Below are 17720 nucleotides of genomic sequence, written 5' to 3' on the forward strand. Positions count from 1 at the left end.
CCACCTAAATCCGAATATTATAATGTAAATATAACATTTTTATACGGATTTAATCAAGGAGAACGTCAGCCTTATGTGAGCATTCTTACCACATATACTTCTTTGCAGAAACCGCGGAGCCCATTATAAATACGAGGAAGCTTGGCTTCCTTCGACACAAGGCCAAATACAGTAGGTCCACTGCCAGACATAAGCACACCGTCGGCACCAAGCCGAATCATACTTTCCTTCAGCTGCATAACCTCAGGATGCACATCCAGCGTAACTTTCTCGAGTACGTTGCCAAGTCCTTCACATATATCGGCAAAAGAACCGCGCTCAAGTGCACCAACCATATTTGAAATGGATGGATGCTCTTTAAGCTCATTTGCGCGGAATCTGCCATATACGTCAGCCGTCGATACATTGATTGGCGGCTTGGCAAGTACAACCCAGCATTGCGGAGGATTGGCGATATGTTCAAGCTTCTCACCACGTCCCCTTGCGATTGCAGTGCCGCCTGTTACACAGAACGGAACGTCAGAGCCAAGCTCTGCGCCTAGCTTGCACAGCTCGTCCTCAGGGATCTGAAGCTTCCACAAACGGTTTAGCCCTCGCAGAGCAGCAGCAGCATCACTGCTTCCGCCAGCGAGTCCCGCAGCGACTGGTATTTTTTTGTCTAAATGAATATATACGCCTTGCTTAACATCATAACGGTCTTTAATAAGCCTAGCTGCCTGAAACGCTAAGTTCTTCTCATCTAACGGTATGTATCCAACTTGGCTTGAAATAATGATCGTATCTCTAGGTAGCTCTTCCATTTCAAGTCGGTCTGCAAGGTCAACCATGGTCATAATCATTTCGACTTCATGGTAGCCGTCATCACGCTTGCGGAGTACATCGAGCAATAAATTAATTTTGGCAGGAGCTTTTTCATAAATTTTCATCTGATAAGTTCACCCGTTCGTTCGTAAGCTTAAGCATCATTATATCAAACCAACGCAATAAAAGCTAAGAGATGACAATCGAATGTTTTTCGACAGTCATCCGCTTAGCTTTTTCACGAATAAATAGGAGCCATCACTTAGGGTTGATTTGTTTTGGCAGCAGCCTGCTCAGCGATTTGTATTGCGCGTTTCACCATATTTCCGGCGTCCTTCGCGCGTATGCTTCCCCAGCCCTCTTGCTGCACTGTATCATAAAAACCAAGATCTTTGGCAAGCTCATATTTCAATTCCTCAGACATTACTCCGCGTCTTCTGCGACCCATTTCATTACCTCCATATTCGAATTTACGTCATTCTAATCAAAATATACGGCTGTCACTATTGCACAGGTAGTATGCTTCAAATGACAAGCGACCATACGGAGATGGGAATGGCCGCCTTCTTTTCGCAAAGGCAAATGAATGAACGCAAAAAAAAAGCGCAGATGCTATTCTGCGCTAACATGCCTCACTAGGCGATATATATTCTATTGTTGCAAATGGGCGATACGGACTTGACCTTCATCATTGCATACGGTCACTTCCACCGACTCAGTCAGTATGTCCGCATAGCTGTAAGAGACACGCTTAAAGGCATGCTGCTCTTCATCCAGCTTTACAATGAAAACAGAAGGGTAGGTTTCTTCCAACGTACCGGTTCGTTCGATGGTCTTTCGTCGTCCACCGTTCGCTCGAAGACGGATTTTGGAGCCAACATGAGCTTCCAAGCTGCGTTTAATATCCAATAGCGCATTTTTTGCCATTGTCCACTACCACCTCTTTCCTTGTCCATTATAACCAAAAGGAGGAGGGTTGTCAAACAAAGCAAAATATTATATCAGTCGGTATATTTACTTGTCAACGGTGATTTCACCCATTTTTTAAAAAACCATACATAACGAAGCAAAAAATATACATATTAAGAAGTTGATTCAATTTAAACGTAACATTTGATACAAAATTGTGGCGAAAAGGACATGTTTGATTAGACTATTTTCAGCCTGAAAATAGTCTCTATTCATCCCTTCAGAACATATCGCTATCTGTTACTGCTTTAATACAGAGTTCGGTGACGTAATTTTTGGCTTTGGCAGACCTACACGGAAGCTGCCCATTGTCTCAATACCGCCCACGCCGTCAATTCCGCTTATCGTACCATGAATGACATCTGCTAAGTTAATCGTGTCTTTTATGGATGTATAGCTTGCTTTAATCGCTATATAAACAGGATCGAGCGCATGAATCAATATTCGTCCTGGCGAGCTTGCAAAGTTCGAGCCCACTTGCAGCAACGCTTCAAAATGGGATTGGCAAGCACCTGCAATAACGATCAACCCGTCACGGCTTCTCTCATATTCTCTAGCGACGCGTACAGCATTAACGAAATGTTGTGAGTTTTTATAGCTGCTTAAACTGTACAGATCCATGGGCAAACGGCTTTTCAATACGCCATCATGACCTGTTATTACGACAATATCCGGTTGTATTTGGGGCAGCAGACGGTAAAGCACATCAGCCATCTGAGACTCATGCACATGGAGACCGTGGGAAGGAACTTGCATCGTATTGTACAGCTGCATGCTCTTCTTCAAATAATTACTATCACCATCAAGGTGAAGTACCTTTCCTGGCACTTCAAAGAATGGTTGAGTCTGCTGCAGCGCATGCCGAATATGCTCCTCATTCTCAACCGCTTGACGTTCCCGTTCAGAATGCATGCGTCTTAATGAATCATTCACTTTAATTCGAACTTCTTGCACCGCACTTGTCGTTTCTGGATCGCGTATGACCGACAAATCAGGAATCGGAGCATCCGCAAGCAATCGGTAATCCGTGCCTTTCAGAACGGCAGTATGTGTACGAATAGCCTCAACCTTGAACAGCACGTCACCGCCATACGATTTGCGGACGACCAGGTCCCCTTGCTTCATGGGTAAATCACCTCTTCGTCTATCCTATGGGCAGAACGTGCGAATGGTGAGTATTTTATGATGAAACGGCCTAGCTCTACCAGCCGGCCTCCAGCATGCTGCGGCTAATCCGCGCAAATTCCTCGAGCGACAACGTCTCACCGCGTCTTATAGGGTCAATATCGTTGCTTAAAAGCATTTCCGTTAATGCTTCGCGGCGCTCCTTGCCCACGAATGCAGTTAGATTATTCGCCAGTGTCTTCCGTCGCTGTGCAAAGCTGGCTTGCACCACTTTAAAGAAATGATCCTCATCGGGTACATCAACAGCTGGCTTGTCACGCAATGACAGCTTAATAACGGCTGAATCTACATTTGGCTGCGGTATAAACACCGTATGAGGCACCATGCAGACAACCTTAGGCACGCAGTAATATTGAACGGCTACACTGAGGCTGCCATATTCCTTGCCGCCTGGCTTCGCTGCCATCCGCTCCGCGACTTCCTTCTGAATCATGACGACAATATGCTCAAGCGGCAGCTTCTCTTCAAGCAGCTTCATAAGAATTGGCGTTGTCACATAATAAGGCAAGTTGGCAACAACACTTACACCTGTTACGTCCGCAAACTGCTCTTCGAACAGCTTCTTCAAATCAAGCTTAAGCACATCGCCATGAATGACGGTTGTATGCTCCTCGCCCTCCAGCACATCCTTCAAAATCGGAATGAGCCTATTGTCGATTTCGACAGCCGTCACCTTACCAGCCGCTTTGGCAAGCCGCTGTGTGAGCGCGCCAATACCAGGGCCGATTTCAAGCGCGCCCTTCGTTTCATCAAGCTCAGCTGCCGCTACGATGTTATTTAATATATTTTGATCGATCAGAAAGTTTTGTCCCAAACTCTTTTTGAAGGAAAAACCGTATTTCGCAATGATTTCTTTGGTGCGTTTGGGCGTAGCCACCTCTATCGCGGATGGCTTTACCGTTTCCTTGCTAAGCTCACTATGCTCTTGACTCATTCAGCTATCCCTCCAGTTCCTTTTCCATTTGACGGAAAGCTTCCGTAAACTCTGTTTTGGAAATCCGAAAGCTTGTACAGCGCTTATAGAACTGCTTGCCATTCGCATAACCAATTCCGAGCAGCTTGCCTATAACCAAGCGACGATTAGACGCATCAGGATGTACAATCAGACCTGCATCCATTAAGTCTTCCCAGCTAATTTCTCCCGCTTCATCTGCCGATTCTGTACGGAGCTCAGAGAGCGCCGCACGAATAGCCTCGGGGCTCGCATTTTCGATGCCGATGTCCCCTTTGTACAAAGCCTTCTCCTGCGGCAAAAAAGCATGCTTGCATCCTGGCGCATGACGCGCAACAATCTTGCGAATGCGTTCTCCTGCATGATCAGGGTCTGTGAATATAATAACGCCGCGACGCTCATTGGCCAGCGCAATCCTCTTCAATACATCCTCACCGATAGCGGAACCATTCGTCTCTATGGTATCTGCATCTACCGCCCTTTTTATTGCAACGGTATCATCTTTGCCTTCAACGACAATGATCTCTTTGATCACCAAGATCATCCCCTTCTACATAAACTGTATTAGACCCTTAGACATGCAAAAAGAAGAGGCAGTGCCTCTCCTTATGATGGCATATTTAATTGATTATTGCGATAAGATGATGGTAACCGCTCAATTAGCTTGCAGTTGGTTTATTCGGCCCCAGCACATATACGGTGATGCCTTTTTTCCTGCCGAATTTGTTCGCAATCTTTGTACTATCAAAGTATACGTCGATTTTGTTGCCTTTAACCGCACTTCCTTTATCCTCAGCGCGGCGGAAACCGATTCCTTCAATATAAACCCACCAACCGATGGGAATTACCTTCGGATCAACAGCTATCGTCCGACCCTCTTGCACACGAGTGCCTGATGATGTAATCCCGTATTCCGGATGGCTTTCATCTTTTCCTGTTGAAGAGAGGTCTGCAGAATAAGCAGTCAACGTGACATTTTTAAGTACTTTTCTCGCCTTAAACGTTACACCGCTCTTCGTAAGCGAAGTAAAGCTCGGGCTCTTGTTTGAGAGCACAGATACTTTAGGCTCTTCCTTCTTCGTTCCGATGGCGACAACCTGATTAACCGCAGCGGTTTCAACCACTTTGCTGACCATCTTCTTCGATATAAGAATACCGTCCTCGTACTGCTTCTCGATACTCTCTACGATCAGACCTTCCTTGCCGGGTTGAACAAGCTTCTGCTTGCCCGCTTCCAGCGTTGGATCGTTCTTCTTCACAATAGAGAATGGCATTGCACGCTCTGTCTCAGCTACCTTCTTATCTACGCGAACGACGGTTACAGTCAATTCGTTGTCCAAAACGGTATGAAGCGGAGGTATTACTTTATCTTGACCACGAACTGGAATATGTAATTCCTCGATCGCTGCCTGCACTGTTCTCTCTGTCGTATATACAGTAGAGGTCTTGCCATCAGCCTTCACAATTACCGGTATCGCATGAGTCACCTCTATACGATCTCCGTCCTTTATTGCCGCATTAAGCGGTATGGACACCTCATCATGTGGTCCAATTGCGATAGCTTGTTCATCCAGTAGGCGTTGCAGGACCCATTGCTTCGTTTCCACAATGGTTTCTTGTCCGTTCACTACTACGGAGACGCTTTTGACAGCCGTTCCGTACAACAACACCAAAAACATGAAAGTCATAGCGATTGAGATAGTAGCACTCAAAAGAATCAAACGCAAGTTTTCACGCTTCCATCGCAATGCGAAAGACATGCTGGATGATCGTTTCCCATGGGTGTCCTTAACCTGGAGTATTCCCACTTCATCGGTCCTCCTTCATAGCCCCGCCGCCAAGTGTTACGCATGATACAACTGACGCGACTATAGTATATTGGCGTGCGAGCACGCAATCCAGTACTGCTATCGATCCTCCCACCCCCATCTTTTATCCCTATGTCGACAAATTCCCGATTATTCGAAAATAAAAAGAAGCCGTCGACAGAGGATCTGTTTCGTGGCTTCCCGGTTAAATGATTCACTGGGATACAGAAAAATGGATGCACGAGGTTGATCACTCTCTATAACGCTTGCGAGGTTAGCTGACGGATTCGGACAAGAGAGTCGCCCTATTCGTTACACAATGCTCATGGCAATGGCTTCGAAATTCACCCCTGAAGAATTCAAAATACGGAATTAAAAACCGTACATGGTTCCCCCGCTCTCCGAATGGAGATTAAGCGTAAACTGGAAATCCAATACAAAATTTTATTGCTCTGAGATGAATCATACCTTCATACGAGGTCAATTGTAAAGATACGATAAAAGACGATTTAAGCGAAAAAGCAGGATAAAGCAGGAAAAAATAAGCGATTATCGCTATAAAAATTAGTTTTTACGCGATAAAGGTCTCTGTTTCTCATTATTTCTCTCGTTTTTAGACAATACCAAAACATCTTCGACCGTTTTCAGTCGTAATTACACCTATTTCTTCTACCGTTTTGCCCAATAATTCGGCTGCTGTCTCTGCAACTAAAGAGACGTAAGAGGACTCATTTCGCTTCCCTCTGAACGGGTGAGGAGTTAAATATGGAGCATCCGTTTCGATCAAAATTCGGTCGATCGGAACCTGCTTAAGCACCTCTTTTGGCACCCTTGCATTTTTGAAAGTAACAGGTCCTCCAAATGATATATAGAAGTTCATATCAAGACATTGTTTAGCCGTTTCCCAGCTGCCGGAGAAGCAATGCATGACACCGCCAACCTCTGCTGCATTCTCTTCCTGAAGAATACGAATAATGTCCTCATGAGCATCCCGATTATGAATGACAATTGGCTTGCGCACCTTACGAGCAAGACGAATTTGCTCACGAAAAACCCTTTGTTGTACCTCTTTTGGAGAAGTATCCCAGTGATAATCGAGTCCAATCTCACCAATGGCGACAACCTTCTCATGCGCGCATAGACGTTCAATCCATTCCAAATCCTCTGGAAGCATATCTATACTGTCAACTGGATGCCAACCAACTGCTGCGTATATAAAATCATATTTCTCTGCTAGCGCCATCGTTGTAGGGATCGTTTCACGGTTAAAACCAATATTGACAAGCATATGCACGCCTGCATCCTTCGCACGCTGGATGACCTCGTCGCGATCCTCATCAAATTTTTCCGAATCTAAATGAGTATGTGTATCAAAAAGTAATGTCATGTTGATGTTATGCTCCTTCAATCGAGTTTGAAAAGCTTACGAAGTGAATCCGGCAATCGATGAATATTTTGTTTGAGCGGCTCTTCTGGATAATAAAGATGATATTGTCCTTGATGCAGGCCAGTAATAGAACGAACAATGTCGGATTTAGAGGATATTTCGCTTATATCTTCCAAACCATCTAACAACAAAATCGGCGCTTTTTCTTTCTTTTCTCCTTCTTTTTTATCTGGTCGATATACGTCATATGGCAGGTCGAATGGATAATCGATTTCCATATGATAATCCGGATTCATTCCTATAGAAGAGAAACATTCGCTAATCTCATTTAGCAGCTCTTCATCCGGGTTTTCAAGCGTAATGTACTTATATAAATGCCTGTTCAGAAATCGTTCACATAGATCGCTTAAAATAGGATCATGCTCCTCCGCCCACTCTGCGAAAGCGGTCTGAACGAGCGCTTCATCCAGCTTCAGATAGTCGTGTACCGTCATCGTGTTCTGAAGCAAGCATTTCAGCTGCTTAGGCATCCACTGAAAAGAGTAGCCACCCACGTAAAGCTCCTGTGCTCTACGAAATATTTGACGTAGAATAATTTCCGAGCTTCTTGTAACCGGATGGAAGTAAATTTGCCAATACATTTGATAACGAGACATCAAATAATGTTCAACTGCGTGCATACCGCTCTCTTTAACTACAATTTGCCCTTTATAAGGACGCAATACGCGCAAAATGCGCTCTAAATCAAATGTTCCATAGTTAACACCTGTAAAATACGCGTCTCGGAGCAAATAATCCATCCGATCAGCATCCATTTGGCTTGAAATCAAACTAACAACAATCGGATTTGGATATTTTTTTTGTATGACTGCAGCGACCTGAGCAGGAAACTGCTCCGATACAGCACTTAGCACGCGATTGATTTCTGTATCTCCCAAAATGATGTTACATGTCCACTCTTCGTGATCCGTGTCGAATACTTCTTCCAAGGAGTGCGAGAACGGACCATGACCAACATCATGCAATAAAGCAGCACAAAGCGAGACTAGCTTTTCTTTGACTGGCCAGTCAGGATAGCTGTTTCGTTCAAACTGAGAAATAATTTTTCGAGTAATTTCATATACGCCAAGTGAATGTGAAAACCGGCTGTGCTCTGCTCCATGGAAGGTCAAATAGGAGGTTCCTAGCTGTCGTATCCGGCGCAGTCTTTGAAACTCTTTTGTATTGATCAAATCCCAAATCGTTTGGTCTTGTACATATATATAATGATGAACAGGATCCTTAAAAACTTTCTCTTCGGTCAGCTGTTTTTTCATCGTCTCTCATCTCCTTTGTTCATATTTTCGACACAAAAAATGATTTTCATGTCGAATAGTGTCGGAAATTAGTTTCCAAATTGTCGAAGCTGTTGTATTCTATTACAGAGTAATATGACCGTACTAACTAGTCAAATACTTGTGAATTCAGCTATCCGGGGAATATTCCTGGTTGACTATTATGGTAATCGTTGGTATTATAGTAATCATAAAAGCAAAAACTATGTCGAACGATGACGAAACGTATTTTGAGAGGGGCAATAATAGATTATGATGAAATCTACTGGTATTGTTCGTAAGGTTGATGAGCTAGGACGCGTCGTTATACCGATCGAATTGCGCCGTACACTTGGAATAGGCGAGAAAGATGCTCTTGAAATCTACGTAGATGGCGAGCGCATCATGCTTAAGAAATATGAGCCTGCATGTATCTTCTGTGGCAACGCAGAAAACGTATCTTATTTCAAAGGAAAAATTGTTTGTCATGTTTGTTTGTCAGAAATGCCAACACCTGTGACAAAATAAAAAAAATAAGTTATACTGTACTTATTAACTTGTTAATTCTAACCTTTTTTATACTCCTTGATACCTTCCTGCGCTTGAACCCGGCCAGGAAGGTCTTTTTTTGTCTACTATTTCACATATATAATAATCATCTATCTATTTACTTCATTATATACTTCGCGTTTAGGCAAACCTCGATCGAGCGCAACCTTCTTAATGGCTTCCTTACGATCAAATTGTTCCTCATAATGAGCAACATGGGCAGCAAGATCAAACTCAGACCACCAAATATCTGCCGCTGGCAGCTCACTTGCCCCTTCACCCTCTGATCCTTCCACCACAACACAAAATTCTCCGAGCGGCGGATGCTCCTCAAACCATGCTATACATTCTGAAATTCGGCCGCGGACCGCTTCTTCATGGCGTTTTGTCAGTTCTCTGATACATGCTATTTGGCGATCGCCGAGACATTCCTGAAGTGCATCAAGTGTTTTGTTTATACGATGGGGTGACTCGTAGAAAAGCAGGGTCCCTTTCTGTGCTTGCATATCGAGCAGCCATTTCATTAATGACTTTCGCTCGCGCGGCGGAAATCCAGCAAACAAAAATCGATCCGTAGGCAGACCCGATATAATAAGTGCAGACAATGCTGCATTCGCTCCTGGAATAGGAATAACGGAAATACCATTTTCAATGGCGTCCTTCACGAGATCCGCACCTGGATCAGAAATAGCCGGCAGACCCGCATCACTAACTAATGCGATGGATTGCCCTTCTAGAAGCAATCTGATCAGCTCAGGGCCGCTGGCTTGTTTATTGTGCTCATGATAGCTGACAATACGAGTTCCAATCTCGAAATGTGTAAGCAGCTTCCGTGTTTGCCTCGTATCTTCAGCAGCGATAAGCTGTACTTCCTTCAATGTACGAATCGCACGGAATGTCATATCTTCTAAATTTCCAATTGGTGTCGCGACCAAATAAAGGCTTCCAACATTTTCTTTGGAAGCATCGGCAAAGCTTTTTTGTATATTCAAACGATCTGCACCCCATTCTCATATACCATTATTGGCGGAAGAAGCTTGATGTCAGGCTTCCCATCACGCATTGCTTCTATTAATACCATGTTTGCTTCTGCATTTGCATGAGGATGGACAAATTGAATCCGCTTCGGCTCAAGTCTCCATTTACGCATCGTTTCCACAATATCAAGCAGACGCGAAGGGCGATGGACCATCGAGACCTTGCCGCCAGGGCGCACCAGCCTAGAGCATGCTTCTGCGACATCATCCAGCGTACAATGAATCTCATGCCTTGCGATCGCATAATGTTCGTTTTCGTTTTGTTCACCTGCTGTTATTGGCATGTAAGGTGGGTTTACCGTTATCGCATCATATACCCCGTTACCCGCAATCTTAGGATACAATTTCAAATCCTGCTCAATAACGTTTATTTGCTCCGTCAGCTTATTCAGCATTACGCTTCTTCTAGCCATATCCGCCAATCTCGGTTGAATCTCAACCGCATCAATTTGCGCATTTGTTCTCGTTGTAAGAAGCATCGGTATAACACCATTGCCCGTACATAAATCAGCAATTCGCCCGTGCTTTGGCACACTTGCAAACCGTGACAATAATACGGCATCAAGTGAAAAGCTGAACACTTCCCGGCTTTGTATAATTTTCAAACCATTTTCTGTCATAAGATCATCGAGACGTTCGTTTTCTGCTAAGGTTATATGTTCCGACACGATTTGGGCCGCTCCTTGATTGTATATTTAATAAAAATACCGCCCCTTGCGGCAAGGGCGGCATGTCGTACGGATTCCACTATTTATTAAGAAAGGATAGACAGAATAAACAGTCGCCTTCCGTCCGCAAATGCCCGTAATAAACGTTGCATATGTGGAATCCTTCGTGATACAACCGAGTTAAGTTGTCATGGCCTTCACCAATAGCTGCTCCCGCTTCCGCGAATGCATGGTCAGTGATGACCTGTTCCTCTTTGCTTACTCCCGGTTTAATTCCTTTGGCTGGAGCTGCAACAACTTCATGCTCTAGCTCAGCCTCTCTCTTAAACAACTGACGCAGCTGGTTGTTCTCCTCACTTAGACGCTTATTATCCTCGAGCAGCTCTTTTACCTTCTGCTTCAAGTCCGTAAGCTCCTTATGGAACACACCTACTTGGTTATCCAGCTCGTCCATTTTCGCAAAAATATTGTTCTTCTCCAAGTTCCCACCCCAGAGCTTCAAGCGTGAGTGTAACCTCACCCGTGAGAATCGCACTCTGCCGCTTATTTGATGACGACATCATCCATCGACAGTTCTTTCGGTTTACCTGGTGTATCAAATAATTGCACATACACACTTTTGGTGGATGTATTAATACCAGTTACCTTACCTTCACCATATGAGGTGACTACGAATTTTCCAATTGCCGGAAGTTCTTCTCGAATGCTTTCGTAATTGTCATGCTCATATTTCAGACAGCACATGAGACGACCGCATAATCCAGAAATTTTTGTCGGATTAAGCGATAAGTTCTGATCCTTGGCCATCTTGATCGATACGGGCTCAAAATCACCCAGCCAAGAGGAGCAGCAAAGCACTCGTCCACATGGACCAATACCACCGAGCATCTTTGCTTCGTCCCGAACTCCGATTTGTCTGAGTTCAATCCGAGTTCGAAATACGCTGGCTAAATCTTTTACTAGCTCGCGAAAGTCAACTCGGCCTTCTGCCGTGAAATAAAAAATAATTTTGTTACGGTCAAACGTAAACTCAACGTCAACTAACTTCATGCGAAGCTGATGACCTTTAATTTTTTCAAGACAAGTAGAAAACGCATTTTTGGCTGCGGCGCGATTTTCTTCAACAACTTTTGCATCCACATCGCTTGCAATACGTATCACTTTCTTAAGAGGAAGAACAACATCCGATTCACCGACTTGCTTCTGTCCCACCACCACTTTACCGTATTCGATTCCGCGTGCTGTTTCAACAATAACATGTTGTTCCTTATCCACGGGATGCTCAACCGGATCAAAGTAATAGATCTTGCCCGCTTTCTTGAAGCGGACGCCGATGACATTATACAAGAATTAGCCCTCCTGTAAGTTTACCAATAGTTGCTCAAATGCGAGCTGAGGCGTAACATTCGCTCGCATACGCTTACTCGCTTCTAACGTATGCTCGATGCAGGACACCCAACCTGCGAACGAACGATTAAATGCATGTTTACTTATCCAATCCAACTGATCTATAAAAACGATGTTGTCCTGCCTGCCGGCCTGGAACTGTATCAAATCTTTAAACCATATAACTAATAACGACAACAGCAGTTGCGTATGCTCTACCAAATCTGTTTTAAATAGCTGTTGTCCAGCAGTGATCATCGCCGCGGTGAATCGGGTCAAACTCTCCTTGCCTAATTGTATCACTAGGGTTCTGATTTCTGCAAACTGATTCTGCTGGAGAAATTGTCTTGCACCATCTAAACCTGATGTTAATTGAACAACGGTTCGGGCTAAAATAGACGGAGCACCCTCAGCAATAAGAGTTTGCAGCATAATCTCAGGCGACATCGGCAGGAAAGGCACCCACTGCGTTCGAGAACGAATAGTAGGAAGAACAGCTTGTCCATTATCCGTAATCAGAATAGCAACAACTGGCGACAACGGTTCTTCCAAAAATTTCAGTAAACTATTCGCAGCCTGCAGCGTCATTTTGTCAGCTTGCTCTATCATATACACTTTGCGCTTCGTCCCGCTATTGCGATAAGAAAAGTCTCGCTGCAGCTCGCGAATTTGATCAATTTTTATGGACTGGCCATCTGGCGCTATCGTCGTTAAGTCTGTCTGATTGCCATGTTCAAATTTTCTGCACTCCAAGCATTCCCCGCAAGCAGCGGCAATACCTGCCGTACAGAACAATGCCTTTGAAAATTCGCGAGCCATCGCCATTCTTCCCGTACCTGAAGGACCATTAAATAAATAGGCATGAGAAATTTTACCGCTCTGCAAAGCGTGGGTCAAAATCCGCTGCGCTTTCCATTGCCCCGGAATATTTTCGAAGCTCATCGCCGTTCCTTACCTTTCCCTGCTCTCTTATCATCAAAACAATAAATTAATAAGAAGGCCTCGTATCTCACCGATCCTGTTAAGCAAGTCAATTCTTCCTTGCTCACTGTCGAGTAAATCCTCAGCCATGGAGACGAGTGTCGCATCGATCTCATCCAGCAGTTTATATCGTTTAATTCGTCCTCTGCGATCGAAGCCTTTGACTTCCTTCAGCACAACGCCGCGCCGGATGGTGTCCTCCAAAAATTGCTTGATCATTTGACGATAAATTTTCAATTCACGGACAGTCATCACTCTAGCAAGCCGATCACCTTGTCTATGAATGTCCTGCAGCTTCAGTTGAAGCTGCTCTTGTGTACGATCAGCATCCTGCTGAACCATCACATCAGCAAAGCTTCTTGGCTGTATCTGTTTGTTTGTGGCTTCGTTGTTTGTACGGTTTTGTCCCAATGGTCGAAAGCCTTGATCAATTTTCACCCTATATCACGCCCATTCAGAAATGCTCAAATCGTTCAACAGGCATTACGAATACAGCTGCTCCACCAACCTGTACTTCAACAGGGAAAGGAATATAGGAATCTGTTGATCCGCCCATCGGTGATACAGGAGTAACCAATTGGTCTCTTACTTTGCAATTTGCATTAATGACTTGAAGAACCTCATGTACTCTCTCGTCCTCAATACCAATCATAAAGGTAGTATTGCCTGCTCTTAGAAATCCACCCGTACTTGCCAGCTTCGTTGCTCTAAACCCTTCACGAACAAGTGCATTTGACAGTCTGTTGCTATCCTTATCTTGAATAACCGCGATTACTAATTTCATCTTCATTCCCCCTTGACTACTATTAGAATAGGTTATTAATAACTTGCAATTTTAACCATTAAACCATTTATTGAATCTCAAGCCCCATAACGACAAATCTCTTGATGCATAGAATTTCGTCTATACTTTAAAGTTTGACATCGGTTGCAAAAAATCCTGCAAAACGCTCATCAATTGCTGATAAAACGTCAGCAAACACCAAATCCGCACTATTTTCGGCATTTACAAGCACGATTCGTTCCGGGTTCTGCTGCAACAGCTTCATATAGCCTTCTCGCACCTTCTCATGGAAAGACTGCTTCTCTAGGTCTAAACGATTGATTTCTCTCTCTGATGCTTGTGCGATACGTCCGAGACCTACTTCCGGAGACACATCCATGTAGATCGTCAGATCAGGCATCACTTCTTTAATCGCGAATTGATTGATGGCCCAGACCTCATCTATCCCAAGCCCACGCGCATAACCTTGATAAGCCAAGCTGCTATCTACGAAGCGGTCACAAATAACAAACTCGCCTTTCTCCAGTGCTGGAACGACCTTTTCCACCAAATGCTGTCTTCTCGCAGCTGCATAAAGCAGTGCTTCTGTTCTTGCATCCATTGCAGTATTCTCGCGATCCAATATAACGGCGCGAATCTGTTCTGCAATGGGAATGCCTCCTGGTTCTCTCGTCGTCGTGATCGACTTTCCCCTTTGAAGCATTATATTCGTCAATTGTTCAATCAGTGTCGATTTGCCGGCTCCTTCGCCGCCTTCTATGGTAATGAATACACCTTTTTTCAAACTAAGGCTTCTCCTAACGTTATGTTAACTATACTTTCTTCTATATTAACAAAGCGGTACTCCTAGTACAATCAACATTTACTTCAAGTTCATAATCGTTCTGCTATTTAAGCTTATTCAGGGTAAACAGCTATGGTATTCATCATTCCATCAGCAGCGCCTTGAAACTTTGCACCCATCTCGGCAAGCTGTTGTATATGCTCAATTAACTCTGCCGTGATTCTCTCGCCTGGATACAAAATAGCGATGCCAGGCGGATAAGGTATGACCATCTCTGCTGATATATGATGTACAGCATCTTTCAGCTGTATTCGCTCACTTGATTTGTTCTTAAACCTAGATCTCGCAAACGAAACAGGCTCTGATATCGAACGGCTCTCATGGCAGGTAATTATTGAAGCTGCTGGCAGCGCACACCCCTCTTTATCATCAGCCATCAGCCCATCAGAGTTTTTATTTGTCGTAGCATTGGACTCAAGTGCCTCAACAGCCTCCTGCAGCCTCTTTATGTCCTCTAATGATGTCTGAATACCGACAACAAGTACAATATACTTAGGATCTGCCATCTCAGCAAAACAGCCATGCTGCTCCAGATGCTTCAGCAGTTCATAACCGGTTCGCTTACCGCTAGAATCGTATAACACTAGTCGCAGCGGATCTGATCGCAAGTCTGATTCGCTATTTTCATCGATTTTCATCTCCCGTATAACGGATGAGTGACGATGCAGCCACTGACGGAAAAACGCCGCTGATTCAAGACTTTGTTTAAAAAGATCAGCGCCCAAAGCATCAATCATTGCTCGGGAAATATCTATTGAAGCCAAAATCGGAAACGACGGGCTTGAGCTTTGAATTATCGCAAGCGACTGACGCAGCAATTCCCTTGATATTCTGTTGCCTTGAATGTGAAGAAGCGCCCCCATCGTAAGTGTCGGCAATGTTTTATGCGCTGACTGTACAACGCCGTCTGCTCCCTCTGACATTGCCGACTGCGGAAAAGCTGGCTCCAAGCCATAATGCGCACCATGTGCTTCATCTATGAAAATCGGCTTATTATACCGATGGACAGTCTCAACATATGATTTAAGTTTCACACTAATACCGTAATAATTCGGGTTAGTCAAAAAGACAGCTTTTGCATCAGGATATTGAATAAGCGCTTCTTCCACTTGCTGGACAGAAGGAATCGTTGCTAGCCCTGATAACGGTTCAATCTGAGGCGAGAGGAACACTGCTTTAGCCCCAGCAAGCTTCAAACCATTTATAATGGATTTATGTACATTCCGCTGAACGATAACAATATCATCTGGATCACATGCGGCGAGCAGCAGCGCCATATTCCCAGAGGTGCTTCCTCCAACCAAAAAGTAAGTCTCCTCTGAACCAAATGTTTTTGCAGCCAATTGCTGTGCTTCTTTAATAGAAGCTTCAGGATGATGCAAATCGTCGGTTGATGAGATTTCAGTTAAATCAAGCTGCATTATACTATAAAAATAATCGACTACATCATCATTTAATTGATCATTCCATAATGGTTGCTTAAGTGCTTGTCCCCCATGATGGCCGGGTACGTGAAATCCGACTGGCTTAGTACGGGTATGATTCACAAGCGCTTCAAATAACGGAGCAATAAAGGGCTTCATTGTATATGTACAATCCTCTCCAGTAAACATTCATTCCTATTTCTATTATATATATTATTCAATAAACACTACAAAAAAAGAGCAGCTTCTGTAATCAGAAACCGCTCATGCATTTTTACCCAAAAATATTTGCTTCATTTGATTAATGAAAAAAGGGTATTTGGCATCTTTAACATCTGTTCTTATCATTTCCGCTTCACAGGTATCACAGATAAAACCGGTAACTATTCGAATACCCTGACCTTCAGCTTTTTCTTCGTTACAAATAATACACTGATACTCGCGATTATCGTCCATAACAATCCCCGCTTTCTGATCGTCCCTTATTAACTATTATTATGACACATAGTCTATCTATTTATACTTGTTTCATAGCGCATTTCAAATATTTATATATCGTATGCCCCGTATGGGCTAATGGTTACAGCATATGTAAAAATGTTTCATAAAGCTATGGACAGAATGCTTGTAAATACCGATATAGTTAACGAGAGTCACAGTATCTCTGAGAAGGAAAGGAAAAGTAAATATGCGTCAAAAATTATCCGAACAACAAAATGCTACAATTTATCAATATCAGCTTGTAAAACGAAAAATCATTCGCCCTGAGCTTATTCAGAGCCATTTGCTTATTGCAGCCGTATTATTGGCTTTCCAAATGCTTATGTATGAAATGGATGGTCTATTTTCATGGCTTTTCGGCTTTGCAGTCGTGCAAATCATCCATATCGCGATTATACTGCTTACTTTTATCCGAGTGGACGAAGCAGCAGACAGGCAATGGGTGTGGCGTATTACACCCCCATGGATTGGATTTAAACCAGCTAATGATATAAAGCTGTTCCTATTTCGCCGAGTTCATCGTCATATGTTCTGGATCGGCCTTTGTGCCATTGCGCTTCTCTATCCATGGATCAAAGAATCATTGATGATTAGCATTGTAAGTTGGCACCTATGGCTGCTGATCCCGCGTATGCTTCTGTCCTTCTCTTTCCGTAAGGAGCAGAAGGACGGCGTACTTAGGCTTCAGTCTAGAGAAGCATCTTATTATCGCAGATAACAAAGAGGCCTTAGAAGCTCATACAGAGCGTTCTAAGGCCTCAATTTTTAATCTAAATTAGACAAGGAAGAAACAAAAAACCTATCGCATCACATGCGATAGGTCTCTCGTGCTTGGCGACGTCCTACTCTCCCAAGACCCTGCGGTCTAAGTACCATTGGCGCTGAAGGGCTTAACGGTCGTGTTCGGTATGGGAACGCGTGGTTCCCCTCCGCCATCGCCACCAAACGTAGCGTGTTGCACGCTGAAAACTGGATACGAAAGTTAGGCTTGCTGAAGCCTTTATGCTGCTGTCTACTGGATGTATGGGTCACAGTAAACGTGTTTAGGATAAGCCCTCGACCGATTAGTATTCGTCAGCTACACACATTGCTGTGCTTCCACCCCGAACCTATCAACCTCGTCGTCTTCAA

General features: G+C 44.0%; 21 protein-coding genes, 2 rRNA genes and 1 riboswitch. Of the genes, 2 read left to right on the forward strand and 21 right to left on the reverse strand.

The window, feature by feature from the left end; all coding sequences use genetic code 11:
- Positions 1–71: 71 nt before the first annotated feature.
- The 9 genes from ispE to AB4Z50_RS30560 all read right to left on the reverse strand — a co-directional run bounded on the left by ispE (position 72) and on the right by AB4Z50_RS30560 (position 8418).
- Positions 72–926 (reverse strand): 4-(cytidine 5'-diphospho)-2-C-methyl-D-erythritol kinase, encoded by an 855-nt coding sequence (ispE, locus tag AB4Z50_RS30520; protein ID WP_339205863.1) that lies wholly within the window; start codon positions 924–926, stop codon positions 72–74.
- A 137-nt stretch (positions 927–1063) separates the two neighbouring features.
- Positions 1064–1249 (reverse strand): small, acid-soluble spore protein, alpha/beta type, encoded by a 186-nt coding sequence (locus tag AB4Z50_RS30525; RefSeq protein WP_054025797.1) that lies wholly within the window; start codon positions 1247–1249, stop codon positions 1064–1066.
- Positions 1250–1452: 203 nt separating this feature from the next.
- On the reverse strand, positions 1453–1728 hold the full coding sequence (gene veg, locus AB4Z50_RS30530; protein WP_053373389.1) for a biofilm formation stimulator Veg: 276 nt from the start codon (positions 1726–1728) through the stop codon (positions 1453–1455).
- Between the two features lie 282 nt (positions 1729–2010).
- On the reverse strand, positions 2011–2895 hold the full coding sequence (gene yabG / locus AB4Z50_RS30535) for a sporulation peptidase YabG (protein ID WP_076271274.1): 885 nt from the start codon (positions 2893–2895) through the stop codon (positions 2011–2013).
- A gap of 76 nt (positions 2896–2971) precedes the next feature.
- On the reverse strand, positions 2972–3889 hold the full coding sequence (rsmA, locus tag AB4Z50_RS30540) for a 16S rRNA (adenine(1518)-N(6)/adenine(1519)-N(6))-dimethyltransferase RsmA (protein ID WP_076271273.1): 918 nt from the start codon (positions 3887–3889) through the stop codon (positions 2972–2974).
- A 4-nt stretch (positions 3890–3893) separates the two neighbouring features.
- Complete coding sequence (gene rnmV / locus AB4Z50_RS30545; RefSeq protein WP_441885278.1) at positions 3894–4442, reverse strand: ribonuclease M5; 549 nt, start codon at positions 4440–4442, stop codon at positions 3894–3896.
- A gap of 124 nt (positions 4443–4566) precedes the next feature.
- The gene (locus AB4Z50_RS30550; RefSeq protein WP_441885280.1) at positions 4567–5715 is read right to left on the reverse strand and encodes a ubiquitin-like domain-containing protein; all 1149 of its coding nucleotides are present in this window, start codon (positions 5713–5715) and stop codon (positions 4567–4569) included.
- A 248-nt stretch (positions 5716–5963) separates the two neighbouring features.
- A riboswitch (cyclic di-AMP (ydaO/yuaA leader) is annotated at positions 5964–6144 on the reverse strand.
- Positions 6145–6328: 184 nt separating this feature from the next.
- Positions 6329–7102, reverse strand: coding sequence for a TatD family hydrolase (locus AB4Z50_RS30555; RefSeq protein ID WP_441885282.1), 774 nt, complete (start codon positions 7100–7102; stop codon positions 6329–6331).
- A 17-nt stretch (positions 7103–7119) separates the two neighbouring features.
- Positions 7120–8418 carry an HD domain-containing protein gene (locus AB4Z50_RS30560; protein ID WP_441885284.1) on the reverse strand — a complete coding sequence of 433 codons (1299 nt, stop codon included), beginning with the start codon at positions 8416–8418 and terminating at the stop codon, positions 7120–7122.
- A 270-nt stretch (positions 8419–8688) separates the two neighbouring features.
- On the opposite strand from AB4Z50_RS30560, the gene AB4Z50_RS30565 reads away from it, so the two are divergent.
- Entirely contained in the window at positions 8689–8943 is a 255-nt protein-coding gene (locus AB4Z50_RS30565) for an AbrB/MazE/SpoVT family DNA-binding domain-containing protein (RefSeq protein ID WP_054025791.1), read from the forward strand.
- A 131-nt stretch (positions 8944–9074) separates the two neighbouring features.
- Here AB4Z50_RS30565 and rsmI read toward each other — a convergent pair whose 3' ends face one another.
- From rsmI to AB4Z50_RS30615, 10 genes are all read right to left on the reverse strand, one after another.
- Positions 9075–9956 carry a 16S rRNA (cytidine(1402)-2'-O)-methyltransferase gene (rsmI, locus tag AB4Z50_RS30570; RefSeq protein ID WP_441885286.1) on the reverse strand — a complete coding sequence of 294 codons (882 nt, stop codon included), beginning with the start codon at positions 9954–9956 and terminating at the stop codon, positions 9075–9077.
- Positions 9953–10621: a tRNA1(Val) (adenine(37)-N6)-methyltransferase gene (locus AB4Z50_RS30575; protein WP_076271322.1), complete on the reverse strand. Its 669-nt coding sequence runs from the start codon at positions 10619–10621 to the stop codon at positions 9953–9955. Before AB4Z50_RS30575 ends, rsmI begins: the two co-directional genes overlap by 4 nt.
- 127 nt (positions 10622–10748) lie before the next feature.
- Complete coding sequence (locus AB4Z50_RS30580; protein ID WP_076271267.1) at positions 10749–11150, reverse strand: initiation-control protein YabA; 402 nt, start codon at positions 11148–11150, stop codon at positions 10749–10751.
- Positions 11151–11212: 62 nt separating this feature from the next.
- Positions 11213–12016 (reverse strand): PSP1 domain-containing protein, encoded by an 804-nt coding sequence (locus tag AB4Z50_RS30585; protein ID WP_053373398.1) that lies wholly within the window; start codon positions 12014–12016, stop codon positions 11213–11215.
- Between the two features lie 3 nt (positions 12017–12019).
- Complete coding sequence (gene holB, locus AB4Z50_RS30590) at positions 12020–12997, reverse strand: DNA polymerase III subunit delta' (protein ID WP_076271266.1); 978 nt, start codon at positions 12995–12997, stop codon at positions 12020–12022.
- A 33-nt stretch (positions 12998–13030) separates the two neighbouring features.
- The gene (locus tag AB4Z50_RS30595; protein ID WP_076271265.1) at positions 13031–13474 is read right to left on the reverse strand and encodes a YaaR family protein; all 444 of its coding nucleotides are present in this window, start codon (positions 13472–13474) and stop codon (positions 13031–13033) included.
- Positions 13475–13490: 16 nt separating this feature from the next.
- Positions 13491–13820 (reverse strand): cyclic-di-AMP receptor, encoded by a 330-nt coding sequence (locus AB4Z50_RS30600; RefSeq protein WP_054025787.1) that lies wholly within the window; start codon positions 13818–13820, stop codon positions 13491–13493.
- Positions 13821–13947: 127 nt separating this feature from the next.
- Positions 13948–14604: a dTMP kinase gene (gene tmk / locus AB4Z50_RS30605; RefSeq protein WP_339205851.1), complete on the reverse strand. Its 657-nt coding sequence runs from the start codon at positions 14602–14604 to the stop codon at positions 13948–13950.
- A gap of 113 nt (positions 14605–14717) precedes the next feature.
- The gene (locus tag AB4Z50_RS30610) at positions 14718–16247 is read right to left on the reverse strand and encodes an aminotransferase class I/II-fold pyridoxal phosphate-dependent enzyme (RefSeq protein ID WP_441885290.1); all 1530 of its coding nucleotides are present in this window, start codon (positions 16245–16247) and stop codon (positions 14718–14720) included.
- 105 nt (positions 16248–16352) lie between these two features.
- Positions 16353–16544 (reverse strand): sigma factor G inhibitor Gin, encoded by a 192-nt coding sequence (locus tag AB4Z50_RS30615; RefSeq protein WP_339205847.1) that lies wholly within the window; start codon positions 16542–16544, stop codon positions 16353–16355.
- 232 nt (positions 16545–16776) lie between these two features.
- On the opposite strand from AB4Z50_RS30615, the gene AB4Z50_RS30620 reads away from it, so the two are divergent.
- A complete protein-coding gene (locus tag AB4Z50_RS30620; RefSeq protein ID WP_076271261.1) occupies positions 16777–17307 on the forward strand; it encodes a hypothetical protein in 531 nt (176 codons plus the stop codon).
- A gap of 111 nt (positions 17308–17418) precedes the next feature.
- On the opposite strand, the gene rrf is transcribed toward AB4Z50_RS30620, so the two are convergent.
- Positions 17419–17535, reverse strand: a 5S ribosomal RNA gene (gene rrf, locus AB4Z50_RS30625).
- Between the two features lie 98 nt (positions 17536–17633).
- Positions 17634–17720, reverse strand: a 23S ribosomal RNA gene (locus AB4Z50_RS30630); the annotation flags it as partial.

This window comes from Paenibacillus sp. 2TAB26, from assembly GCF_052115145.1.
Lineage (GTDB): Bacteria > Bacillota > Bacilli > Paenibacillales > Paenibacillaceae > Pristimantibacillus.